Annotated in this window: 21 protein-coding genes and 4 pseudogenes; 11 read left to right on the top strand and 14 right to left on the bottom strand. The window is 61.8% G+C overall.

What is annotated here, in order from left to right; all coding sequences use genetic code 11:
* Positions 1–4: 4 nt before the first annotated feature.
* Positions 5–445 carry a GlcG/HbpS family heme-binding protein gene (locus IQK56_RS08560; protein WP_193862721.1) on the bottom strand — a complete coding sequence of 147 codons (441 nt, stop codon included), beginning with the start codon at positions 443–445 and terminating at the stop codon, positions 5–7.
* Positions 446–711: 266 nt separating this feature from the next.
* Between IQK56_RS08560 and gcl the strand changes: the two genes are divergently transcribed.
* The 9 genes and pseudogenes from gcl (at position 712) to IQK56_RS08515 (ending at position 11,494) form a co-directional block, all read left to right on the top strand.
* Positions 712–2,487: a glyoxylate carboligase gene (gene gcl / locus IQK56_RS08555; RefSeq protein WP_032889133.1), complete on the top strand. Its 1,776-nt coding sequence runs from the start codon at positions 712–714 to the stop codon at positions 2,485–2,487.
* Positions 2,488–2,497: 10 nt separating this feature from the next.
* The gene (hyi, locus tag IQK56_RS08550) at positions 2,498–3,280 is read left to right on the top strand and encodes a hydroxypyruvate isomerase (RefSeq protein ID WP_193862719.1); all 783 of its coding nucleotides are present in this window, start codon (positions 2,498–2,500) and stop codon (positions 3,278–3,280) included.
* An 81-nt stretch (positions 3,281–3,361) separates the two neighbouring features.
* A pseudogene (locus IQK56_RS08545) lies at positions 3,362–4,251 on the top strand (2-hydroxy-3-oxopropionate reductase).
* A gap of 128 nt (positions 4,252–4,379) precedes the next feature.
* A pseudogene (locus tag IQK56_RS08540) lies at positions 4,380–5,659 on the top strand (glycerate kinase type-2 family protein).
* Complete coding sequence (gene pyk, locus IQK56_RS08535) at positions 5,649–7,064, top strand: pyruvate kinase (RefSeq protein WP_150760958.1); 1,416 nt, start codon at positions 5,649–5,651, stop codon at positions 7,062–7,064. The pseudogene IQK56_RS08540 and the gene pyk overlap by 11 nt, the downstream one beginning before the upstream one ends.
* A 138-nt stretch (positions 7,065–7,202) precedes the next feature.
* Positions 7,203–8,077 (top strand): annotated as a pseudogene (locus tag IQK56_RS08530) (urea transporter).
* Between the two features lie 31 nt (positions 8,078–8,108).
* Complete coding sequence (locus IQK56_RS08525) at positions 8,109–8,933, top strand: ion transporter (RefSeq protein WP_193861871.1); 825 nt, start codon at positions 8,109–8,111, stop codon at positions 8,931–8,933.
* A gap of 97 nt (positions 8,934–9,030) precedes the next feature.
* Positions 9,031–10,035, top strand: coding sequence for a sulfate ABC transporter substrate-binding protein (locus IQK56_RS08520; RefSeq protein ID WP_122308219.1), 1,005 nt, complete (start codon positions 9,031–9,033; stop codon positions 10,033–10,035).
* A gap of 262 nt (positions 10,036–10,297) precedes the next feature.
* Positions 10,298–11,494 (top strand): MFS transporter, encoded by a 1,197-nt coding sequence (locus IQK56_RS08515; RefSeq protein WP_193861870.1) that lies wholly within the window; start codon positions 10,298–10,300, stop codon positions 11,492–11,494.
* 38 nt (positions 11,495–11,532) lie between these two features.
* Here IQK56_RS08515 and IQK56_RS08510 read toward each other — a convergent pair whose 3' ends face one another.
* The 13 genes and pseudogenes from IQK56_RS08510 to ccmA form a co-directional block, all read right to left on the bottom strand.
* On the bottom strand, positions 11,533–12,870 hold the full coding sequence (locus IQK56_RS08510; RefSeq protein WP_425274535.1) for a M10 family metallopeptidase C-terminal domain-containing protein: 1,338 nt from the start codon (positions 12,868–12,870) through the stop codon (positions 11,533–11,535).
* Between the two features lie 558 nt (positions 12,871–13,428).
* Entirely contained in the window at positions 13,429–13,833 is a 405-nt protein-coding gene (locus tag IQK56_RS08505; protein ID WP_150676804.1) for a type II toxin-antitoxin system HicB family antitoxin, read from the bottom strand.
* 177 nt (positions 13,834–14,010) lie between these two features.
* The gene (phnN, locus tag IQK56_RS08500; protein WP_150676802.1) at positions 14,011–14,583 is read right to left on the bottom strand and encodes a phosphonate metabolism protein/1,5-bisphosphokinase (PRPP-forming) PhnN; all 573 of its coding nucleotides are present in this window, start codon (positions 14,581–14,583) and stop codon (positions 14,011–14,013) included.
* A gap of 396 nt (positions 14,584–14,979) precedes the next feature.
* Positions 14,980–15,378, bottom strand: a pseudogene (locus IQK56_RS08495) (hypothetical protein).
* A 17-nt stretch (positions 15,379–15,395) separates the two neighbouring features.
* A complete protein-coding gene (gene ccmI / locus IQK56_RS08490; protein ID WP_150676800.1) occupies positions 15,396–16,580 on the bottom strand; it encodes a c-type cytochrome biogenesis protein CcmI in 1,185 nt (394 codons plus the stop codon).
* Complete coding sequence (locus IQK56_RS08485) at positions 16,573–17,046, bottom strand: cytochrome c-type biogenesis protein (protein WP_150676799.1); 474 nt, start codon at positions 17,044–17,046, stop codon at positions 16,573–16,575. Before IQK56_RS08485 ends, ccmI begins: the two co-directional genes overlap by 8 nt.
* Positions 17,043–17,579: a DsbE family thiol:disulfide interchange protein gene (locus IQK56_RS08480; RefSeq protein ID WP_032889103.1), complete on the bottom strand. Its 537-nt coding sequence runs from the start codon at positions 17,577–17,579 to the stop codon at positions 17,043–17,045. Before IQK56_RS08480 ends, IQK56_RS08485 begins: the two co-directional genes overlap by 4 nt.
* The gene (locus IQK56_RS08475) at positions 17,576–19,564 is read right to left on the bottom strand and encodes a heme lyase CcmF/NrfE family subunit (RefSeq protein ID WP_150761956.1); all 1,989 of its coding nucleotides are present in this window, start codon (positions 19,562–19,564) and stop codon (positions 17,576–17,578) included. Before IQK56_RS08475 ends, IQK56_RS08480 begins: the two co-directional genes overlap by 4 nt.
* A 3-nt stretch (positions 19,565–19,567) precedes the next feature.
* A complete protein-coding gene (gene ccmE, locus IQK56_RS08470; protein ID WP_122306018.1) occupies positions 19,568–20,023 on the bottom strand; it encodes a cytochrome c maturation protein CcmE in 456 nt (151 codons plus the stop codon).
* Positions 20,020–20,196 carry a heme exporter protein CcmD gene (gene ccmD / locus IQK56_RS08465; protein WP_003172771.1) on the bottom strand — a complete coding sequence of 59 codons (177 nt, stop codon included), beginning with the start codon at positions 20,194–20,196 and terminating at the stop codon, positions 20,020–20,022. Before ccmD ends, ccmE begins: the two co-directional genes overlap by 4 nt.
* Positions 20,193–20,948: a heme ABC transporter permease gene (locus IQK56_RS08460; protein ID WP_099586776.1), complete on the bottom strand. Its 756-nt coding sequence runs from the start codon at positions 20,946–20,948 to the stop codon at positions 20,193–20,195. Before IQK56_RS08460 ends, ccmD begins: the two co-directional genes overlap by 4 nt.
* 84 nt (positions 20,949–21,032) lie before the next feature.
* A complete protein-coding gene (gene ccmB / locus IQK56_RS08455) occupies positions 21,033–21,701 on the bottom strand; it encodes a heme exporter protein CcmB (RefSeq protein ID WP_034096629.1) in 669 nt (222 codons plus the stop codon).
* Entirely contained in the window at positions 21,698–22,333 is a 636-nt protein-coding gene (ccmA, locus tag IQK56_RS08450) for a cytochrome c biogenesis heme-transporting ATPase CcmA (protein WP_150676795.1), read from the bottom strand. Before ccmA ends, ccmB begins: the two co-directional genes overlap by 4 nt.
* A 200-nt stretch (positions 22,334–22,533) precedes the next feature.
* Here ccmA and fliK point away from each other — a divergent pair, with 200 nt between their 5' ends.
* Both fliK and IQK56_RS08440 read left to right on the top strand, forming a co-directional pair.
* Complete coding sequence (gene fliK, locus IQK56_RS08445; RefSeq protein WP_122306020.1) at positions 22,534–24,111, top strand: flagellar hook-length control protein FliK; 1,578 nt, start codon at positions 22,534–22,536, stop codon at positions 24,109–24,111.
* Entirely contained in the window at positions 24,108–24,437 is a 330-nt protein-coding gene (locus tag IQK56_RS08440) for an EscU/YscU/HrcU family type III secretion system export apparatus switch protein (protein ID WP_065939955.1), read from the top strand. Before fliK ends, IQK56_RS08440 begins: the two co-directional genes overlap by 4 nt.
* The last annotated feature ends 139 nt before the right edge of the window (positions 24,438–24,576 follow it).

Here is a 24,576-nt window from a genome sequence, read left to right as displayed (position 1 = left end):
AGAATCAAGCTGACACCCCCGCATCCGCCAACAACCCCACCCCCTCGATCGCCGTAATCGCACACTGCTCGTCAATATCCGACGTATCCCCGCTGATCCCGATCGCCCCCAGCACCACACCGTCCTGATTCCGTATCAACACGCCACCCGGTGCCGGCACGACGCTGCCGTGCCCCAGGCTGTTCAACGCCGCGATAAACGCCGGCCGTTGCTGCGCATCCAGCGCCAGCAAACGTGAGCCCTTGCCCAGGGCAATCGCACCCCAGGCTTTGCCGATGGCGATTTGCGGGCGCAGCAGGCTGGCGCCGTCTTCCCGCTGCAGGGTGATCAAGTGCCCGCCACTGTCGAGTACCGCAATGGTCAGTGGCGCGGCGCTAATGGTGCGGCCAGCGGCAAGGGCCTGGCCGGCCAGTTGGGTGGCGAGTTTCAAGGTTAAAGCGCTCATGGTGCCGTCCTTCTTTTGTTATTGGGAAAGCGGTTTGGATCTGTTTGATCAGATGCACGATCAAACAAATAGAACACAATGGCATTTGTTTTTGTATACAATATTTTCGCACAAAGTCTCCATACGTCGAAAAAGTCCGCTAAAAATGCCTTCCGACGAACGCCAAGGCCGGTGAAGAAAATCCATTGACCTCTGGCGCTCGCCGTGAATACACTTTGACCAGACACCACTTGTATACAATTACAAAACGCAAGAGGCACCAAAACATGAGCAAAATGAGAGCAATCGAAGCCGCCGTCCTCGTCATGCGTCGTGAAGGCGTGGACACCGCCTTCGGCATCCCAGGCGCCGCGATCAACCCGCTGTACTCAGCCTTGCAGAAGGTGGGTGGCATCGATCACGTCCTTGCTCGCCACGTTGAAGGCGCCTCGCACATGGCCGAGGGTTACACCCGCACCAAGGCCGGCAATATCGGCGTGTGCATCGGCACCTCGGGCCCGGCGGGCACCGACATGGTCACCGGCCTGTACAGCGCCTCGGCCGACTCGATCCCGATCCTGTGCATTACAGGCCAGGCCCCGCGTGCACGGATGCACAAGGAAGACTTCCAGGCCGTGGACATCACCAGCATCGTCAAGCCGGTGACCAAGTGGGCAACCACCGTCCTGGAACCCGGCCAGGTGCCCTACGCGTTCCAGAAAGCTTTTTATGAAATGCGCTCCGGTCGCCCAGGCCCCGTGTTGATCGACCTGCCGTTCGACGTGCAAATGGCCGAGATCGAATTCGACATCGACGCCTACCAGCCGCTGCCCTTGGCCAAGCCATTGGCGACACGCATCCAGGTAGAGAAAGCCCTGGCCCTGCTCGACGCAGCCGAACGCCCGCTGTTGGTCAGCGGTGGTGGCGTGATCAACGCCGATGCCAGCGAACTGCTGGTGGAATTCGCTGAGCTCACCGGTATCCCGGTCATCCCGACCCTGATGGGCTGGGGCACCATCGCCGACGATCACCCGTTGATGGTGGGCATGGTTGGCCTGCAAACCTCCCACCGTTATGGCAACGCGACGATGCTCAAGTCGGACGTGGTGCTGGGCATCGGCAACCGTTGGGCCAACCGCCACACGGGTTCGGTGGAGGTCTACACCGAAGGCCGCAAGTTCATCCACGTGGACATCGAGCCGACCCAGATCGGCCGCGTGTTCACCCCGGACCTGGGCATCGTTTCCGACGCCGGTGCGGCACTGACGATGTTTATCGAAGTAGCCCGCGAGTGGAAAGCCGCCGGCAAGCTCAAGGACCGCAGCGCCTGGCTGCATGACTGCCAGCAGCGTAAAGCCACCCTGCACCGCAAGACCCACTTCGACAACGTGCCGGTCAAGCCCCAGCGCGTGTACGAAGAGATGAACCAGGTGTTCGGCAAAGACACCTGCTACGTCAGCACCATCGGCCTGTCGCAGATTGCCGGTGCGCAGTTCCTGCATGTGTACAAGCCACGCCACTGGATCAACTGCGGCCAGGCCGGCCCGCTGGGCTGGACCATTCCGGCTGCGCTGGGCGTGGTCAAGGCCGACCCGAGCCGCAAGGTGGTGGCGTTATCGGGCGACTATGACTTCCAGTTCATGATCGAAGAACTGGCCGTGGGCGCGCAGTTCAAGCTGCCGTACATCCACGTGGTGGTGAACAACTCCTACCTGGGCTTGATCCGTCAGGCACAGCGCGGGTTTGAAATGGACTACTGCGTGCAGTTGTCTTTCGACAACCTCAACGCTCCGGAACTCAATGGCTATGGCGTTGACCACGTGGCCGTCGCCGAAGGCCTGGGTTGCAAGGCCCTGCGCGTATTCGAGCCAGGCCAGATCCAACCGGCGCTGCGCAAAGCCCAGGAAATGATCGAAGAATTCAAGGTGCCGGTGATCGTCGAGATCATCCTGGAGCGCGTGACCAATATTTCCATGGGCACCGAGATCAACGCCGTCAATGAATTCGAAGACCTGGCCCTGGTCGGCAACGATGCGCCGACTGCCATTTCCCTGCTCGATTAAGGAGAACCCTATGCCGCGTTTTGCCGCCAACCTGTCCATGCTGTTTACCGAACAGGACTTTCTTGCCCGTTTCAAAGCGGCCGCCGAGGCCGGTTTCGAAGGTGTGGAGTACCTGTTCCCGTATGAATTCAGCTCGGCTGAGATCAAGGCAAACCTCGACGCCAACGGCCTGACCCAGGTGCTGTTCAACCTGCCGGCCGGTGACTGGGCCAAGGGCGAACGCGGCCTGGCGTGCCACCCGGACCGGGTCGAGGAGTTCCGCGCCGGGGTCAAGCTGGCCATCGCTTACGCCCAAGTGCTGGGCAATACCCAGATCAACTGCCTGGCGGGGATTCGTCCCGCGGGTGTGGATGATGAAACCCTGGAAAAGACCTTCGTCGCCAACCTCAAGTACGCCGCCGACAAGCTGCAGGCAGCGGGCATCAAGCTGGTGATGGAGATGATCAACACCCGCGACATCCCCGGTTTCTACCTGAACAACACGGCGCAAGCCCTGTCCATTCGCGAGCAGGTGGGCAGTGCCAACCTGTTCCTGCAATACGACATCTACCACATGCAAATCATGGAAGGCGACCTGGCCCGGACCATGGCCACGCACCTGGATGAGATCAACCACATCCAACTGGCGGACAACCCTGGGCGCAATGAGCCGGGCACGGGCGAGATCAACTATCGCTTCCTGTTCGAGCATTTGGACCGCATCGGTTACCAGGGTTGGGTCGGCTGTGAGTACAAGCCGTTGACCACCACCGAAGCGGGTTTGGGTTGGCTCAAAACTCACAACGCGATCTAACAAACACCATCGAGTCAATGTGGGAGGGGGCAAGCCCCCCTCCACATAGGACCTGCTGTGTAATAACAAGAGGATTTCATCATGGCTAAAATCGGATTTATCGGCACCGGCATCATGGGCCAACCCATGGCCGCGAACCTGCAGAAAGCCGGTCACCAACTGTTCCTTTCCGAACACCACGGCAAGGCACCGGCTGAACTGATCAGCGCCGGCGCAGTAGCTTTGGCCAATCCGCAGCAAGTTGCCCAGGAAGCCGAGTTCATCATCGTCATGGTGCCCGACACCCCACAGGTCGAAGACGTGCTGTTCCGCGCCGACGGCGTGGCTGCCGGCCTCTCGCCGAACAAGGTAGTGATCGACATGAGTTCGATCTCGCCCACCGCCACCAAGGCGTTCGCGGCGAAGATCAACGAGACCGGTGCGCAGTACCTCGACGCGCCGGTGTCCGGTGGTGAAGTCGGCGCCAAGGCCGGCACCCTGAGCATCATGGTCGGCGGCGAGTCGCAGACGTTCGAACGCGCCCTGCCGCTGTTCCAGAGCATGGGCAAGAACATCACCCTGGTCGGCGGCAATGGCGATGGCCAGACCGCCAAAGTGGCCAACCAGATCATCGTTGCGCTGAACATCCAGGCGGTGGCCGAAGCGCTGCTGTTCGCCTCGAAAAACGGCGCCGACCGGCCAAGGTGCGTGAAGCGCTGATGGGGGGCTTTGCCTCGTCGAAGATATTGGAAGTGCACGGCGAACGCATGATCAAGGGCACCTTCGATCCGGGCTTTCGCATCAACCTGCACCAGAAAGACCTGAACCTGGCCCTGGCCGGCGCCAAGGAGCTGGGGATCAACCTGCCGAACACCGCCGGCACCCAGCAGGTGTTCAGCACCTGCACGGCGATTGGCGGCGGGAATTGGGACCACTCGGCGCTGATCAAGGGGCTGGAGCATATGGCGAACTTCTCGATTCGCGATAAGTAACCCCCCACAGATCTCACTCTGAAATGCAGTCAATGTGGGAGGAGGCTTGCCCCCTTCCACATTTGTTCCCATTCCAAGTCTGAAATTGCTGCATCTCTAAAAACAAGAATCCCCCCGGGAGCCCGCTTATGTCGGTCGATCCGCAACACCTGCTTCGCGAGCTGTTTGCCACAGCCATCGACGCCGCCCACCCCCGGCTAGTCCTTGAACCTTATCTGCCCGCCGACCGCAGCGGCCGTGTGATTGTGATCGGCGCCGGCAAGGCCGCTGCCGCCATGGCGCTCGTGGTCGAGAACTGCTGGCAGGGCGACGTCACTGGCCTGGTGGTCACCCGCTACGGCCATGGCGCACCGTGCCAGAAAATCGAAGTGGTCGAAGCCGCCCACCCCGTGCCCGATGCCGCCGGCCTGGCCGTGGCCAAGCGCGTGCTGGCATTGATCAGCAACCTCGGCGAAGACGACCGTGTGATCTTCCTGCTCTCCGGCGGCGGCTCTGCCTTGCTGGCCCTGCCCGCCGAAGGCATCACCCTGGCGGACAAACAAACCATCAACAAGGCCCTGCTCAAGTCCGGCGCGACCATTGGCGAGATGAACTGCGTGCGCAAGCACCTCTCGGCGATCAAGGGCGGTCGGTTGGCCAAGGCCGCGTGGCCAGCAACGGTATACACCTACGCCATCTCCGATGTGCCGGGCGACCAGGCCACGGTGATTGCCTCCGGCCCGACCGTCGGCGACCCGAGCACCTCGCAACAAGCCCTGGCAATCCTCAAGCGTTACGGGATCGACGCGCCTGCATCCGTGCGCAGTTGGCTGCAAAACCCGGCCTCGGAAACCGTCAAGCCCGGCGACCCGATCCTCGCCCGCAGCCACTTCCAATTGATCGCCCGCCCCCAGCAATCCCTGGAAGCCGTGGCCGTGAAAGTACGCCAGGCCGGCTTCAGCCCGCTGATCCTCGGCGACCTGGAAGGCGAAGCGCGGGACGTGGCCAAGGTGCACGCGGGCATTGCCCGCCAGATCGTGCAGCACGGCCAGCCGTTGGCGGCGCCCTGCGTGATCCTGTCCGGCGGTGAAACCACCGTCACCGTGCGCGGCAATGGCCGTGGCGGGCGTAACGCGGAATTCCTGCTGAGCCTGACCGACAGCCTCAAAGGCCTGCCCGGCGTGTATGCCCTGGCGGGCGACACCGACGGCATCGACGCTCGGAAGACAACGCCGGCGCAATCATGACGCCGTGCAGTTACCGCCGCGCCGAAGCCCTGGGCCTGAATGCCAGTGATGAGTTGGATAACAACAACGGCTACGGCTATTTCGCGGCGCTCGACGATTTGATCGTCACCGAGCCGACGCGCACCAACGTCAACGACTTCCGCGCCATTCTGATTCTTGAGACTGCCAAACATGACGCCTGACAAAAAAGTCAAAATCCTCGCCACCCTGGGCCCGGCCACCGACGGGATTGATGACATCCGTGAGCTGGTGGAGGCCGGGGTGAATATCTTCCGCCTCAACTTCAGCCACGGTGAGCACGCCGATCACGCCCAGCGCTACCAGTGGATTCGCCAGGTGGAGCGCCAGCTCAACTACCCGCTGGGCATCCTGATGGACCTGCAAGGGCCGAAGCTGCGGGTCGGGCGGTTTGCCGAGGGCAAGGTGCAACTGGTGCGTGGCCAGGCACTGCGCCTGGACTTGGATGAGACTGCGGGCGACCAACGCCGCGTCAACCTGCCCCACCCGGAAATCATCGCAGCCCTGGAACCGGGCATGGACTTGCTGCTGGACGACGGCAAGCTGCGCCTGCGGGTGATCACCAAGCATGCCGATGCCATCGACACCACCGTGCTCAATGGCGGTGAGCTGTCCGACCGCAAAGGTGTGAACGTGCCCCAAGCGTTGCTGGAGCTGAGCCCACTGACCGCCAAGGACCGGCGCGACCTGAGCTTCGGCCTGGAGCTGGGCGTGGACTGGGTGGCGCTGTCGTTCGTGCAACGCCCGGAAGACATCCGCGAAGCCCGTGAGCTGATCGGCGACAAGGCCTTCCTGATGGCCAAGATCGAGAAGCCCTCCGCCGTGCAGCGGCTGCGGGAAATCGCCGAGCTGAGCGACGCCATCATGGTGGCCCGGGGCGACCTGGGTGTGGAAGTACCCGCCGAAAGCGTGCCGCAGATTCAGAAGGACATCATCAGCACCTGCCGCCAACTGGGTAAACCGGTGGTGGTGGCCACGCAGATGCTTGAATCCATGCGCTTCTCACCGGCGCCGACCCGTGCCGAAGTCACCGACGTGGCCAACGCCGTGGCCGAAGGCGCGGATGCGGTGATGCTGTCGGCCGAAACCGCATCGGGCGAGTACCCGCTGGAAGCCGTGCAGATGATGAGCAAGATCATCCGCCAAGTGGAAAACGGCCCGGATTACCAGGCGCAGCTAGACGTCAGCCGACCCAAGGCCGATGCCACCGTGTCGGACGCCATCAGCTGCGCGATCCGTCGCATCAGCAGCATCCTGCCGGTGGCGGTGCTGGTGAACTACAGCGAATCCGGCAGCTCCAGCCTGCGCGCGGCGCGGGAACGGCCAGTGGCGCCGATCCTCAACCTCACACCGAACCTGTCCACGGCACGACGGCTGAGCGTGGCGTGGGGCGTGCACTCGGTGGTCAATGATCGGCTGCGCCAGGTGGATGAGGTGTGTTCTACGGCGTTGGAGATTGCCCAGGCCCAAGGGATGGCGCAGCGCGGGGATACCTTGGTGATTACGGCGGGGGTGCCGTTTGGGCAGTTGGGTTCGACCAACTCGCTGCGTATCGAGATGTTGATTTAGCGCTTATAAAGGCCCCATCGGGGGCAAGCCCCCTCCCACATTGGACTGCATTCACAGCTATCGCTATGTGAACCCAACAAAGTGTGGGAGGGGGCTTTGCCCCCGATGGGGACAACCCGGTCCCACTGACTAACCACCATGCACAACCAGACCTGCCCCGACTGGGCCGAAGCCCTGCTCAACGGCTTCAGCCAAATCTTCCTCCAGCGCCAGCCGCTGTGCGGCCTGCTGTGCCTGCTGGCCATCCTGATCGGCGCTCCGGCCTTGCTCGGCGGTGCGCTGCTGGGTGGCGTCGCCGGTTTGCTCACGGCCCAGCGCCGGGGGTATCCCAAGGCTGAACGCCAAGCCGGTCTGTATAGCTATAACGGCGTATTGCTGGGCCTGTTGATCAGCCAGCATTTCGCCTGGTCGGCCCTGTTGCCGCCGCTGATCCTGGCGTGTGGCGGCTTGAGTGCGATCCTGACGCGGCAATGGCTTAAACACGCGACGCAACCGGATGGCTTGCCCGCCTACACCGCACCCTTTGTCATGCTGGGTTGGCTGCTGCTGGGCACTGCTGCGCCAAACACTTTCGCCCTGAGCGAACCCGATGCTCTGGCATTGCTCAGCGCACCCTTCACTGGCCTGGCGCAAATCATGCTGCTGGACCAGCCCCTGGCCGGTGCATTGATTGCCCTTGGCCTGTGGCTGGCCAACCGCCGCGCAGCCCTCTGGGCCTTGATCGGTGCCGGCGCCGGCGTGCTGATCGGCGTCGCGCTGGATGACAGCACCGGCGCCCTCCTCGGCCTGCACAGCTACAACCCGCGCTCGCGGCCCTGGCCCTGAGTCAGTCGCGTCGCCAACCCTGGCTGCCGCTGCTCGGCATCCTCCTGGCCAGCCTGCTCACGCCGGGCTTTGCCGCCCTGCACCTGCCCGCGCTCACTGCGCCGTTTATCCTCGCCTGCTGGCTGGTGCGCGCCGGTTGCCGGATGCTTCAGAAACCGCGCATGGACAGCCCCTTCGAATCCCCCTAGGCTTGCTCGATCTTCGATTCGGGCGGGTTTTATGGACAGCAACAACGACTGGCGCCAGCGGCTCTACGTCATGATTTTCCAGAGTGACACCATGGCCGGACGGCGCTTTGACGGCATCCTGCTGCTGATCATCCTCGCCAGCCTGGTGATCGTGATGCTCGACAGCATCGACCAGGTGCACCAGAACTACGCCGATGTGCTGGCGTATATCGAGTGGGGCTTCACCTTCATCTTCCTGATCGAGTACGGCTTGCGCCTGTATTGCTCGCCCAAGCCCTTGCGCTATGCCTTCAGTTTTTACGGGCTGGTGGATTTGCTCGCCATTGTGCCCGGCATCCTGGCGCTGTATTACAGCGACGCGCAGTACCTGCTGATCATCCGCATCATCCGCATGCTGCGGATCTTCCGGGTGCTCAAGCTCAGCCCGTACCTCAAGCAGGCCAACTACCTGATGGCGGCGCTGCGCGGCAGCAAGCAGAAGATTGTGGTGTTCCTGGTGAGCGTGTGCACGCTGGTGACGGTATTCGGCACCTTGATGTACGTGATCGAAGGCCCGGAACACGGGTTTACCAGCATTCCCAAGGGCATCTATTGGGCCATCGTGACGCTGACCACTGTGGGCTTTGGCGATATCGTGCCGAAGACGCCACTGGGCCAGGTGATTTCGTCACTGGTGATGATCACCGGTTACTCGATCATCGCCGTGCCCACCGGGATTTTCACCGCCGAACTGGCCAGTGCCATGCGCGGTGAACAGCTGCAAACCGACTGCCCGGTGTGCAAGAAAAACAGCCACGAGCCCAACGCCGCGTTCTGTTCGCGTTGCGGCAGTAATCTTTTTAAGAAAGTGGAATAAGCAAAGTTCTTTTTAATCTTTAAGCGACTATGACGCCCCGGCTATAGTCGCTGGCAAATGGCCTTACCCCCTTCTTTCGAACAACAAGGAATGAGCAGTGAAAAAACTCGTTAGCGCCTCTCTCCTGGCCGCCGGCCTTGCCCTGGCGGGCGCCGTGCACGCCGCACCGGTCACACTGCTCAACGTCTCCTACGACGTCATGCGCGATTTCTACAAGGACTACAACGCCGCCTTCCAGAAACATTGGGAAGCCGAGCACCCGAACGACAAATTGACCCTGCAAATGTCCTTCGGCGGTTCCAGCAAACAAGCACGCTCGGTGATCGACGGCCTGCCGGCTGACGTGATCACCATGAACATGGCCACCGACATCAATGCCCTCGCCGACAACGGCAAACTGGTGCCGGACAACTGGGTCACGCGCCTGCCGAACAACAGCGCGCCGTTCACTTCCGCCACCGTGTTCATCGTGCGCAAAGGCAACCCCAAGGCCCTGAAGGATTGGCCGGATCTGCTCAAGGACGGCGTGCAAGTGATCGTGCCCAACCCGAAGACCTCGGGTAATGGCCGCTATACCTACCTGTCGGCCTGGGGCTATGTGCTCAAGAACGGCGGCGATGAAGAGAAAGCCAAGACCTTCGTCGGCAAGTTGTTCAAGCAAGCGCCTGTGCTGGATACCGGTGGCCGCGCCGCCACCACCACGTTCATGACCAACCAGATTGGCGACGTGCTGGTGACCTTCGAGAACGAAGCCGAAATGATCGCCCGTGAATTTGGCCGTGATCAGTTCGAAGTCATCTACCCAAGCGTCTCTGCCGAAGCCGAGCCGCCCGTGTCGGTGGTCGACAAAGTGGTCGAAAAGAAAGGCACCCGCGTGGCCGCCGAAGACTACTTGAAGTACCTGTGGTCGCCAGAAGGCCAGGAAATCGCCGCCAACAACTACCTGCGCCCGCGTGATCCGAAAGTGCTGGCCAAGTACACCGACCGCTTCCCGAAAGTCGACTTCCTGTCGGTGGAAAAGACCTTTGGTGACTGGCGCACGGTGCAAAAGACCCACTTCAATGATGGTGGGGTTTTCGACCAGATCTACTCCGGTCAATAACTGAACAATGTGGGAGGGGGCTTGCCCCCGATAGCAATGTGTCAGCCACTACATCCAGTGACTGACACTCCGCAATCGGGGGCAAGCCCCCTCCCACATTTGGTTCTTGGCATGGCAGCTGGATAGGTGGTGTTCTGTCCGCTCAGTTGTTTCTAGATGTATCATCAGCCAGCATAAGTGATATCACCCCAAGCGCCCTACCCGCGCTGACGCCTTGCCTTTACTCTCGCTCGCCATCTTCCCTCGCTTTTATGAGACCACCATGAATGCCACCCCCCACGCTGCAAGCACCATGACCCGCGGGATGGTGATGCTGTTTGCGTTCTGCTGTGGCGCCATCGTCGCCAACATTTACTACGCACAGCCGATCATCGAACTGATCGCCCCGGACATCGGCCTTACGCCGGCCATGGCCAGCCTGATCGTGTCGCTGACGCAGATCGGTTATGCCTTGGGGCTGTTCTTCCTGGTGCCGTTGGGCGACCTGCTGGAAAACCGCAAGCTGATGATCCTCACCACCGTGGTGGCCATCGCCAGCCTGCTGGGCGCAGCGTTCACCGAACAGCCGAACCTGTTCCTGCTGGTGTCGCTGCTGATCGGTTTCAGTTCGGTGTCGGTGCAGATCCTGATCCCGCTGGCCGCGCACCTGGCGCCCGCTGAGTCCCGTGGCCGCGTGGTCGGCAGCATCATGGGCGGTTTGCTGCTGGGTATCCTGCTGGCACGGCCGGTGTCCAGCGTCGTGGCGGACCACTTCGGCTGGCGTGCGATGTTCATGGCCGCGGCGGGGTTGATGGCGTTTATCAGCGTGGTGTTGATGCTCACGATCCCCAAGCGCCAACCCGATCACAGCGCCAGTTACGGCCAATTGCTGGGCTCGCTGGGCACTTTGTTGCGGCGCCAGCCGGTGCTGCGCCAACGCGCGTTTTACCAAGGCTGCATGTTTGCCACCTTCAGTCTGTTCTGGACCGCAGTGCCCCTGGAACTGGCGCGTAATCATGGCCTGAGCCAGAGCGAAATCGCCCTGTTCGCCCTGGTCGGCGCACTGGGCGCCATCGCCGCGCCCATTGCAGGGCGCCTGGCGGATGCCGGTCACACTCACCGCGCTTCGTTGCTGGCGATGCTGTTCGCGGTGTTGAGCTTCCTGCCTGCGTTTGTGCATCCGCTGTACAGCGTGATCGGCCTGGCGGTGACCGGTGTGGTCCTGGACTTCTGCGTGCAGATGAACATGGTCCTCGGCCAACGCGCCGTCTATGCCCTCGACGCCCATAGCCGCAGCCGTTTGAACGCGCTGTACATGACCAGCATCTTCATCGGCGGTGCTTTCGGTTCGGCGATTGCCAGCAGCGTGTACGAACACGGCGGTTGGCTGGGGGTGATGATGGTGGGGAGTGCATTCCCGCTGGTGGCGTTGTTGCGTTTCGTCAGTGCGTCGCGCCAGACGTCGGTGGCCACCGCCTGAGGGGATGGCACACCGGGTTGAGTCTGTGACGGGTGAGGCTACGACTGGGCCCTTCCAGCAGTTGCCTCGGCAGACGATGGCGTGAACAAACGCAGCAACTGCATCAGGAACGTCGCCAGGGTCCTGGCAAGTGCTTCCACCACCCCGGTCGGTTGGTCCGGTACCTTGTCCGGGGTTGGGGTTGGGGTTGGGGTTGGGGTTGGAGCCGGCGTGGGTACAGGCCGTATCTCCGGCGCCTGACCGCTCCACAGCACATCGGTTTGCCTGATGCCGCCTTTGCTCTTGACCAGCAGGTCCGCACTGCCGGTGCCTTTAAGGTCGATGGCCAGGCTAGACAGGCCCGTGCCCGGGTCATGTTTGAGCACCGCCTCACCGGGTCGACCGCTGAACCGTTCGGTAAACACCAGCGCCCGCACACCTGCCTCTTTCAAGGCGCCCGACACGTCGATCTTGTCGGTGCCACTGGTAAAGTCCTCGATCAGGTCGGGACTCTGGGGCGTGGAGTCGCTGGCCTTATCGTAGACAAACGTGTCGGCACCGCCCCCTCCCCTTAACCTGTCGGCACCGAGGCCACCCTTGAGTCGATTGGCGGCCTCATTGCCGACCAGCGTGTCGCGGCCAGCACCACCGATGGCATTTTCCACCGTGCAGCCCTTGGCAATGGACACATTGCCCCTCAAACCGCCCACATCCGAGAAGGATTCGGCATTCAGGTTGATGTTCTGGTCCTGTGAGAAGCCGGAAAAGTCCAAGGTATCGTTCCCCCCACCATCCCAAACGCAGAAGATGGGTTTGTCCCGGGCGCTTTTAAGGCTCAGCACCTCGCGCTCGGTATTGGAATTGAAGCCATAGACGGTGTCGGTATTACGTGTCTGGTAGTTGGCGCCGTAGAGACGTTGCACCGCAGCAATGTCATCCATCATCGGGGCCGACGGATTGAGCCCCTTGAAGTCATGGCCAGCCTGATGCTTCTCCGACCAATAGCTCATCACCGTGCGGGCCTTTGTATCCTGGGCGTAGACTGCACCCTGTTCATAATGGGGATTGCCGCCGTTGTAGTTCCCCGGATGTTGCAGACCGATGGCATGGCCGATTTCATGCACAGCAGTCACCGAAAAATGGCTGCCCAGCGCCGGTGAACTCCCCCCTCCCAGCGTACCGATCGTCGCCGTGGTACGGGCATTGGAGCGATTGGGTGAAGTGGCAACGCCGCGATCCCCGCGAGGGTTGTTGTGGATACTGAGCATGCCGTCGGTGCCGTTTGCCTGCTCGCGAAAGTTGATATTGGCCACGTCCTGCCAGGACTGGACTGCCTGGCGCACACGTTGCTGCTGCTGGTTGTTGAAGCTCTTGTCTACCGTGTACTGCAGGTCCACCTTTTGATCACCGTTGCGATCATGAAAACGTAAGCCGTCCCGCGTGATTTGTTTGCCTGCCTGGTCTGTCGTAAAAGACGGCTTGTTACCGGCACCGGCTCCATACGGACCTGCGTCCGACATAGGCAAACCCAGCGGGGTATTGGTACAACAGGAATCAAAAATTTTCATGGCATGAGACTCGTCAATTTTAGTAAAGACGCGTATCGAATTGAGTCGCTTAGCTATCCCTGCCAATGACGTCCGGGTTATCCAGCACCGAACAAATCGACACCGCAAATTAACGTCGCATACCAAAAAAAGTCAGACAATCCTTATTCCATCTCTGACCAAGTCACTTCTACGCCGTGCAACAAAGGCTCAAAAAACAGGGAATTCGGTTGCAATTTAAATATTCAAATACACAAACATCGTTTCGATAACATTTTGTTTTAACAACAAAAAAACAAAATTTAAACACTGCCTGGTAACGTCAACAGGTGTTTTTCAATCTTGCGACGATATGTTTACTCAACGTTTTCAGGCCGCCCGTTAGTGCTCACAACGGCCGGTTGCAGGTCAAGAACGCACTAATTTTTCCAACGCGGCATCCGCCAGAAATGACGAGCGACTTTTGACTTTGTGCTCGCGCACGTAACGGTCGATGCGTTGGATGACATAACCGGGTAAGGTCACATTGACCTTCTCGGTCTTACCCAGGTAGGGCGAGATGTCCAACTCCAGCATCCCCCAGCCCATCCCCGCGTAGTCCTCATGAGCGTGATGGTTCGCGACTGACGTTGGCATCGGAATCGTCCCACCCTGCGCGGCGATCTCCTGCAGCAGGATATGCGCCACTTCCACGGCAGCGTTGTAAGCCTCTTCAAAACTGTCCCCGGCGGTGACAGCGCCTGGAATATCGGGGATCTGAATACCGGTGGCGGTAAAGTCATCGCCCCATTCGATACAGATTGGGTATTGCATGAATGCTCTCCTTAAAACTGAAACAACCCGGCGCGTTTTCTGATGCTTAGGACCGTACCCAAGGGCAGGTCCTTAATGCGTCAGCCCGACTGACGGGTGTTTTACCGAATGTTGAGCGAGGGCCAGTAACCGAATGAGCCCGCGCAGGCCGCAAGGCCGGCTGGCGCCGGAGCAGCTTCAGGCGTAGACCGAATGCCCTAGATCCAGGCAGCACAGCAAGCGGTCGACGGTATGCTCCAAGGGGCCGGAATTATCCAGCACGAATAACCCCGGACCATTGCCGGCGATCAGCGCTTGGGTAAACCGCGCATTGCGCGCCAGGCGTTCCTCGATATCCGCCAGGGATTCACGCCCCCGTGCAATCAAGCGTTGGCGCAGCTCGGCTTGATCCACGGTCAACAGCAGCACCAGCAACTGCGGATAACGTGCGCGAGCCTGCGCCAAGTGCGCACGCGAGCCGTTGACCAGCACGTCGTCCCCCGCTGCGAGCCAGGCGTCGATGTCCTTGGGAATGCCGTAGGACAACCCATTGGCGTGCCAGCTGAGGGCAAACGCGCCGTCGGCGTCCAGCGTGGCAAACTGCTCCGGGCTCACGCCCTGGGCGGCTTCGCCCACGGCTTCCGCCGAACGGGTGATCACCCTTCGCACAATGCGACAGCCACGCTGGGCCAGACGCGCACGGGCGGCATCCAGCAGGCTGTCTTTGCCTGAGCCCGATGGTCCGATGAGATAGATCAACCTGCCTGCCATCAAAACACCCTCTTTGCCTGTCGCCAGACGTGTTTCACTACAGGCTGGCCGGATGGTAGTCACTGGAAAGTATATCCACTAATCCCTCCCATCAGCGTGGCCCTTTCACCAGCGGCAAAGGTGAGAAACCGGACTTGGCCTACAGCAGCCGCACGGGCAGGTACTCATACTGCCGGCCGAGCGGTACGCAGCGGGGCTGCCCCGCCGGGTTTCCATTCCCCGGACGTCCCGTCTGCGTGCAGCTCGCCCTCTTTTATATCCGTAAGCAAACCCTTTGCGCGAAATGGGTAGAACCCATGACCAACGCGGGGCAAGCACCACGTCCATATTGGAGCTGTTGTGTGTGAAAGAACGGATTTCAACTCGAAAAAAAGGCGACCCTCAGGTCGCCTTTTGTCATTGCGCGTACTGCTTGCTCAGCCCCGGCGGCACGCCTTGCACGTTGGTGTCTTCCCACGGTCCGTTGGGGCTGATGGAGCGGCTCCAGCCGTTGCTCCAGCGGTATTAGGTGCGCTGGCGGTAGAAGGTGTCCGGCTGGTCATCGAGCACGTAGACCTGCATCTTGCCGTCCCAGTGGCTGGCGGCGCCCGGTGGTGGGGCAAACGTCGGCGATTTGCTCGGCACAGGCTTTGGCGGCGGGGTAACCGGGCCGGACGGCTTGGTGCTCGGTTGAGTCGAAGGACCGGACGGCGGGATAGTCGGGCCGGTCGGGCCAGAAGGTGGTCGATGGACCGCACAGGCGCTCAAGCCCACTATCAGGCTGAGCAGAGTGATGCGTGCGAATGCGGTCGTCATGGGCGTTTCCTCAAGAATTACTGGTCCGGACTGTCGATGGTCAGCTGTTGCAGTGCAGTGCTGCTGCTGGCCAGGGGTTGGCTGCGGCCGATCCACTCGCCAGAGGTCGGAAGACCGGCCCGGGATATGCGCGCAACCAGTTGGACTTCGGCGAAGTTGGACAGTTTCAATTGCGGCATCATCGCGTCGGCGTCGCCCAGTTCGACGGTGACGGGCAGTTCGGCGACGGTGACGCGTTTGGCCGCCAACGGTGCCGGAGGGCCACTGACGGCGCGGGCGAAGATGAACACAGTGTCGGTCGGCAGCGCCTTGGCCTTCACGTCGGCGGACACGTCCACCCGCACCTTCAGCACGGCTTTTTGGGCGACGGTGCCCCCGCTTTCCTTCAGGCTTTGTGCTGCCCGGTCGATGCCGCCTTGCAGCGCGGCACGGGAATTGTCTTGCGGTGGCAGTTGGGCCAGCAAGCGGGTCCAGTAATCAATCGCCTCCTGATAGCGCTTGCCTTCGAACGCCGCGATACCCAACAGACCAAGGCTGGTGACTTCCTTCGGATCCAGCTTCAGGGCTTCATCGGTCAACGCCTGAACCTGGGGCGACCACTGCTTATTGTCAGCAAAGTATTGCGCCTGGGCCCACTGGCCAAGCAGCTCCGGCTGGCGGCCAGCCAGCGCCACGGTACGTTCGAAGATTCTGGCCGCATCCGCCGAACGGTCCTGGGCCATGTAGGCGCGACCGAGGAAGTACAGGCCTTCGGCCGAGTCCGGCTGGGCGGCAGCGGCACGTTCCAGGCGCTGGGTCATGTCCTCCATGGACACCGGCGGCTGGGAGAATTCGCGAGTCAGTTCGACTTTGTCGCTGGCACCAAAGTGCAGGTACAGGCCCAAGCCAAGCACGGGGACGAGGACGGCGGCGAGCAACGGCAGCGGTTTGCCCAGGCGGGATTCGCGGGGCTTTTCGACGCCTTCGGTATCAGCCAGCAGTTCGCGGGCCGCTTCGGCACGACCGGTGTCGAGTTGTGCGGCGTTGAGCACGCCTTCGTCCTGCTGCACTTGCAGCTCGGCAACACGTTCCTGGTACAGCGCCACGTTCAGCGCGGTGCGATCCTCTTCGCGCTGGGCACGGCGGCCGCGCAACACGGGGATCAGCAGGAAACTCAGGGCAATCAGAAGCAGCAAGCCGGCTGCGAGCCAGAAATCAATCATCAGTCTTGGTGTCCAGCAGTTGGTCGAGGCGTTTACGCTCTTCGGGGGACAGTGCGTCGGAACCATCGGTTGGCGCGGCGCGGCGACGGCGCACGATCACCGCCATGACGACCACGCCCGCCAACAACAACCCGGCGGGGCCGAACCAGAGCAGCGCGGTCTTGCCGGTGAGGGCCGGTTTGTAGCGCACGAAATCGCCGTAGCGGTCGACCATGAAGTCGATGATCTGCTGGTTGTCCTTGCCCTCACCCAGCATGCGGAAGATCTCTTTACGCAGGTCGGCGGCGATGGGCGCGTTGGAGTCGGCGATGTCCTGGTTCTGGCACTTGGGGCAGCGCAGTTCCTTGGTCAGTTCGCGAAAACGTTCGCGATCACCGTCCTTGGCAAACTCGTAGGTGTCGATGGCCCCGTGGGCCACACCGACCAAGCCCAGCGCCAGCACGGCAGCGGCTAACAGACGCTTCATGGCTTGGCCTCATCGACCAGCGCCTGGTACTTGGCGGCCAGTTGCTCGCGCCACACAACTTCGTCGATCACGCCGACGTACTTGTCGCGGATCACGCCCTTGGCGTCGATAAAGAAGGTCTCCGGGGCACCGTAGACGCCGAGGTTGAGGCCGAGATTACCGTCTTCATCACGGATATCCAGCTGGTATGGGTTGTGGAACTCGGCCAACCATTTCAAGGCTGCTGCATTGTCGTCCTTGTAGTTGATGCCGTAGATCACCACGCCCTTCTCGGCCAATTTGTTGAGCACCGGGTGTTCGACGCGGCAGGAGATGCACCAGGTGCCCCACACGTTGACCAGCGCCGGTTTGCCCAGCAGGTCGGCACGGGTCAGCGTCTTGTCGCCTTGCACGTTCGACAGCGAGAACTCGGGGAACGGCTTGCCGATCATGGCCGAAGGCAGCTCGGCCGGGTCCAGGTACAGGCCGCGATACAGGAACACCGCCACCACCAGGAACAACGCCAGCGGCAACACCATCAACCAACGCTTCATACCGCCGCTCCTTGCAGACCGAGGGCTTCACGCACCCGGCTCTTGACCTTGACCCGATAACGCCGGTCCAGCGCGGCCAGCAAACCACCAAAGCCGGTGAGCAAACCGCCGAACCAGATCCAACGCACAAACGGCTTCACATGCACGCGCACGGCCCAGGCGCCCTCGCCCAACGGTTCGCCCAATGCCACATACAGGTCACGGGTGAAACCGGCGTCGATACCGGCTTCGGTCATCATTGAGCTCTGCACGGTGTAGAGGCGTTTTTCCGGGTGCAGCACGCTGATTTCCTTACCGTCGCGCATTACCCGCACGGTGCCTCTGTCGGACGTGAAATTCGGCCCTTCAAAGTGCTTGGCGCCCTCAAAGATGAACTGGTAACCGCCCAGGTCCATGGACTCGCCCGGCGCCAGGCGCAGGTCGCGTTCGGCGCTGTTCTGGCTGGAGAGCACCACGCCCAGCGCACACACGGCGATGCCAATGTGGGCGATCTGCATGCCCCAGTAGCTGCGGGTCAGCGTCGGCAGGCCTTTGATCAAGCCTTTGTGGCGGGTCTTGTCGAAGATGTCGCGCACACCGGCCAGCAGCACCCAGGCGGCGAGCATAAAGGTGGCCAGTACCGCCCAGTTGAAATCGCCATAGGCAATACCGGCGATCACGGCCAGCGCGACGCTGCCCAGCAGTACCGGCATCAGCATGCCGGCCAGCCATTTCACCGGTGTGTCTTTCCAGCGCACCAGTACGCCGACCGCCATCACCACCATCAGCAAACCCATCAACGGGATAAACAGCGCGTTGAAATACGGCGGGCCGACGGACAGCTTGGCACCGCTCAGCGCATCCAGCACCAGCGGGTAAAGAGTGCCGAGCAGGATCATCGACGCAGCCACCACCAGCACCAGGTTGTTGCCCAGCAGCAGGGTTTCCCGCGACCACAGGTTGAAGCCAACGCGGCTCTTGACCACCGGCGCACGCAGGGCGAACAGGGTGAGTGAGCCGCCCACCACAAACAGCAGGAAGATCAGGATGAACACGCCGCGCTCCGGGTCGGACGCAAACGCGTGCACCGAAGTCAGTACGCCTGAACGCACGAGGAACGTGCCGAGCAGGCTGAGGGAAAATGCGGCGATGGCCAGCAGCACCGTCCAGCTCTTGAACACGCCGCGCTTTTCAGTGACGGCCAGGGAGTGAATCAGCGCGGTGCCCACCAACCATGGCATGAACGAGGCGTTTTCCACCGGGTCCCAGAACCACCAGCCGCCCCAGCCGAGTTCGTAGTAAGCCCACCAGGAGCCCAACGTAATGCCAATCCCCAGGAAGGCCCAGGCGACGATGGTCCACGGCCGCGACCAGCGCGCCCAGGCGGCATCCAGGCGCCCGCCGAGCAAGGCGGCGATGGCGAAGGCGAAGGCCACGGAGAAACCGACGTAACCCATGTACAGCATCGGCGGGTGCACGATCAGGCCGATGTCCTGCAGCAAGGGGTTGAGGTCATGCCCGTTCGACGGGATCTGCGGCAGGATGCGGCTGAACGGGTTGGAGGTCATGATCAGGAACAGCAGAAAACCAATGCTGATCATGCCCATCACCGCCAGCACCCGCGCCAGCATCACTTGCGGCAGTTGGCGCGAGAACACCGACACGGCAAAGGTCCAGCCGCCGAGGATCAACGCCCACAGCAGCAAGGAACCTTCGTGGGCGCCCCACACGGCGCTGAACTTGTAGTACCAAGGCAGCGCGGTGTTGGAGTTATTGGCGACGTAGGCGACCGAAAAGTCGTCGGTCATAAAGGCGTAGGTCAGGCAGCCAAACGCAAACAACAGAAACGCAAACTGGCCCCAGGCGGCCGGCTGCGCCAGGCTCATCCACAGGCGGTCGCCACGCCAGGCGCCGAGCAACGGCACCACGGCCTGCACGATGGCGAAGCACAGGGCGAGGATCATCGCCAACTGGCCCAACTCGGGGATAAACAGTGCGGACGTCATCACTCAACCCTCCTTAACGGGTGTTGGCGCGGACTGGCCGCTGTCTTTCAAAGCCTTGGTGACTTCCGGCGGCATGTATTTCTCATCGTGCTTGGCCAGCACTTCATCGGCCACCACTACGCCCTCGGCGTTGAGCTTGCCCAGGGCAACGATGCCCTGGCCTTCGCGGAACAGGTCCGGGAGGATGCCGCGGTAGGTGATGGTCACGGCCTTGTTGAAGTCGGTGACCACGAAGGTCACGTCGAGGGAGTCGCCGGAGCGCTTCAGCGAGCCCTTCTCCACCATGCCGCCGGCGCGGATGCGCGTATCGACAGGCGCTTCGCCATTGGCGATCTGGGTCGGGGTGTAGAACAGGTTGATGTTCTGTTGCAGCGCGCTCAAGGCGAGGGCCACGGCAATGCCGACGCCGGCCAGAATGGCCAGGATGATCAACAGACGCTTTCTACGCAGCGGATTCACTTTTCGGTCTCCCGGCGCAGACGACGCGCCTCTTGTTGCAGGTAACGCTTGCGGGCCAGGATCGGCGCGGCGACGTTGAGGGCCAGCACCGCCAGGCAAATGCCATAGGCCGTCCAGACATACAGGCCGTGGTGGCCCATGGCGAGAAAATCACTGAAAGAAGCAAAGCTCATCCACGCGCTCCCAGGCAGGTTTGCACTTCGGCCTTGACCCAACTGGCGCGGGCTTCACGCTTGAGCACTTCAAGGCGCATGCGCATCAGCAGCACGGCGCCGAAGAAGCAGTAGAACCCCAGCACCATCAACAGCAACGGCGCCCACATTTCCACGGGCATCGCCGGTTTTTCGGTGAGGGTGAAGGTGGCGCCCTGGTGCAGGGTGTTCCACCACTCCACCGAGTATTTGATGATCGGGATGTTGATCACGCCGACAATCGCCAGTACCGCGCAGGCCTTGGCGGCGCTGTCACGATTACTGATCGCGTTGCCCAGGGCAATCAGACCGAAGTACAGGAACAGCAGGATCAACATGGACGTTAGTCGTGCATCCCACACCCACCACGAACCCCAGGTGGGTTTGCCCCAGATCGCACCGGTGACCAGCGCCACGGCGGTCATCCACGCGCCGATGGGCGCGGCGCATTGCAGGGCCACGTCGGCCAGCTTCATCTTCCACACCAGGCCGACAATGCCGCACACCGCCAGCATCACGTAGCAGGACTGGGCGAGCATCGCGGCGGGCACGTGGATATAGATGATGCGAAAGCTGTTGCCTTGCTGGTAATCCGGCGGCGCGAAAGCCAGGCCCCAGACCAGGCCGATGCCGATCAGCAACACGGCGAAGAGGCTCAACCACGGCAGCAGTTTGCCGCTGATGCCATAGAACCATTTGGGCGAGCCAAGCTTGTGAAACCAGGTCCAGTTCATTGCTGTTTCTCACGGTTGCTTCGCGTCATGACGAGAAGCGTAGGGTCTTTACTGACTCAGCGTGTCACGCTGGGTCAGACCTCATTATTCACCGACGCTGATCTTCAGGCCGGCGGCTATGGCAAAGGGTGTCAGGGTTACCGCCAGGGCGGTCAGGCTACCAAGCCACAGGAGGTAACCGGTCGCCGGCATGCCCATGAGCGCGGCCTGCAAAGCGCCGCTGCCGAGGATCAGTACCGGGATGTACAACGGCAGAATCAACAGGGCCAATAACAGGCCACCGCGCTTCAAACCGACGGTCAACGCTGCGCCCACGGCCCCCAACAGGCTGAGCACTGGCGTGCCGAGTAACAAGGACAGAAGCAATATCGGCAGGCATTCAACGGGCAAGCCCAGCATCATCGCCAACAGCGGCGAGAGCAAGACTAGCGCGAGGCCGGAAAAAGCCCAGTGTGCCAGCACCTTGGCCAGTACCAGAAGTGGCAAAGGGTGCGACGAAAGGACCCACTGTTCCAGGGAACCGTCTTCGAAATCACTGCGAAACAGCCCGTCCAGCGAGAGCAGAACCGATAAAAGCGCCGCCACCCACACCAGTCCCGGAGACAAGGTTTGCAACAGTTTAGTCTCGGGCCCGACCGCCAGCGGGAACAGCGCAATCACGATGGCAAAGAACACCAGCGGGTTGGCCAATTCAGCCGGGCGACGGCACAACAGCCGCGCTTCACGGGCGACCAGCAGGGCGAAGACACTCATGCCGACCACCGGCCCAGGTCGAGGTCGCGGTAACCGGCGGGCATGCGAGCCAGGGTGTGGTGGGTGGTGAGCAGCACGGTGCCGCCCTGCTCGCAATGCCGCGCCAGGTGCTCTTCCAATTGGGCGACACCTTGTTTATCCAGGGCGGTGAAAGGCTCGTCGAGAATCCACAACGGCGGGCCCGGCAGATACAGGCGCGCCAGGGCCACGCGGCGCTGTTGGCCGGCAGACAGGGTGTGGCAAGGAACGTCTTCAAAGCCCTTGAGACCGACAGTGGCCAGGGCCTGCCAGATGGCGTCACGGGAGGCCCGATGATGCAGGGCGCTGAGCCAGCTGAGGTTTTCTTCGGCGGTGAGCACGTCCTTGATGCCGGCGGCGTGGCCGATCCAGATCAGGTTTCGCGCCAGTTCAGTCCGTTGTTCGCCGAGGGGTTTACCGTTGAGCCGTACTTCGCCCGCCGTCGGCTGCATCAGCCCGGCCAGCAGGCGCAGCAGACTGGTCTTGCCACTGCCGTTGGGGCCGCTGACCTGCACCATATCGCCACCCGCCACACGCAGGTCGAGGTGCTCGAACAGCAGGCGCAAGTCGCGTTCACAGGCAAGCGCTACGGCTTCAAGAAGAGGGCTGGTCAAGAGATCGCGGGCCTTTACGGTTCAAGTCGGCGGTGCAGCGGCCGTTAAAGAGAGATGCACAATAACGGCTTTGGCGACCGATTTTAGAGAGCTGGATCAAATAGTTGTGAGGTTTTTACCGCTCTCTTTGCAGACGGGCGGCATTATACATGCGATGCCCTACTCTAAAGAGGGCAATTTCCCCAGAGACGATGCGCACGATGACCGGCGAGATCAACCTTCCTACGCTCCCTCCCACCCCGACAGCCGGGCAAAGCCCCGCGCCTGCGACGGGTGAATTGTTGAAACTGCTGGAGCCGCAGATCGGGCTGATCGACCCGGGAAAAACCGCGAACGCCGAGGTCATCGCGCTTAAACAAGGCGGTGAAGCCTTTCAGCTTCTGCTCAAGCTGACCCTTGAAGGCGGCCGCCAGACCCTGGTGCAAGCCAGCAGCGCCCAGCCGTTGCCATTGGGTAGCAATGTGGCAGTGAGCCAGACGCCGGCGGGCAACCTGACCTTGAGCTTGCAACAGGCCTTGAGCGCCAATGTGGCGGCCCTGACCCGCCTCGACACTAATCAGATGCCAGTGGGCACGCTGTTGCAGGCCAAGGTGCTGACCACCCAGATGTTGCCCCAGGGCACTGCACAACCAGCGATCTACCGCTCGCTGGTGACGGTGCTCAACAACGCCCTGGCCGGTGCGACGCTGACGGTGGAAAGCCCTCAGCCCCTGCGCGTGGGCAGCCTGCTCAGCGCCGTGGTGCAGAACGCGCAGACCCTGAGCTTCGTACCGTTGAGCGGGCTCAAGGATCAATTGGCCGTCACCCAACAACTCTCGACTCAGCAAAGTCGGCAAGGCTCGCTGGATGCGGTGTTCACCGCGTTGCAAAACCTGCCCCGTGGCGACAGCACGTCGGTCGACCTGCGCGCCGCCGCCGACCGCTTGCTCGCCGCCCTGCCGGACCTGGCCCAGGTGAGTAATCCCAAGGTGCTGGCCCAGGTGGTCCAGAACAGCGGCGCGTTTCTTGAAGCCAAGCTGCTCGCCGGGCAAAACCCGCAAGTGCCGCCCCTGGATATGAAGGGCGCGCTGCTGCGCCTGGTCGCGGATCTGCTGCCTGCCCTGCCCACCAGCACCAACTTGAATGCGATCCTTGCCGCCAACACCCTGGCCCAGGTGATGCCGAATTTCGTGCGCAGCCCGCTGAATACGCTCGGCCAAGTCAGCGCACGACAGGCGCCAGTTGGCTTCCCACTGCCGGAACGGCTGATGGCCAAACTGGAAGGCGAAGGCGACCTGGAGAACCTGCTGCGCCTGGCTGCCGGGGCTATCTCCCGCTTGCAGAGCCATCAACTGTCGAGCCTGGAACAAACCGGCACCACTGCCGATGGCCGCCTGCAAACCACCTGGCAGCTGGAAATCCCCATGCGCACCCTGCAGGACATCGTGCCCTTGCAGGTCAAGTTCCAGCGCGAGGAACCGGCGCAGGACAAGGACCAGCCCGAACGCAAGGACAGAAAAGACCCCAAGCAAATGCTCTGGCGCGTCGAGTTGGCGTTCGATATGGAGCCGCTGGGGCCATTGCAGGTCCAGGCGCAACTGACCCAGGGCAAACTGTCCAGCCAACTGTGGGCAACCCGCCCGTTCACCGCCAGCCTGATCGAAAGCCATTTGGGCAGCCTGCGCGAGCGGCTGGTGACCTCCGGCATCAACGTCGGCGACCTGGATTGCCACCTCGGCACGCCGCCACGCGGGCCGAAAACCGGACTGGAGCAACGCTGGGTGGATGAAACCGCATGAACAACGCAAACCCGCCACGCCAGGCGATTGCCCTTAAATACGACGGCCAACAGGCGCCGACGCTCACTGCCAAGGGCGACGATGCCCTGGCCGAAGCCATCCTGAAATTGGCGCGTGAAAATGAAGTGCCGATCTATGAAAACGCTGAACTGGTGAAGCTGCTGGCACGCATGGAGCTGGGCGACAGTATTCCGGAGGAGTTGTACCGCACGATTGCCGAGATCATTGCGTTTGCGTGGACCTTGAAGGGCAAGTTCCCGGTGGGCTATGACCCGGACGCGGGGCCGGTGGAGCGGGATGTGACGGAGCGTGGCGACGACTACTGACTAGCGTCAGGCAGAGGCAGATCCATGTGGGAGGCCCCCACTACCTCTTCGACGTAGCGATGTCGCGCAGCAAACTGGGCGCACCTACGAAATCTGCGGCTCAATAAGTCGGCTTCACACGGTTTGAGTGTGGGAGGGG

Source organism: Pseudomonas cyclaminis (assembly GCF_015163715.1).
Lineage (GTDB): Bacteria > Pseudomonadota > Gammaproteobacteria > Pseudomonadales > Pseudomonadaceae > Aquipseudomonas > Aquipseudomonas cyclaminis.
The sequence above is the reverse complement of the archived record's forward strand: the minus strand, read 5'-3'. Positions and strand labels throughout refer to the sequence as shown.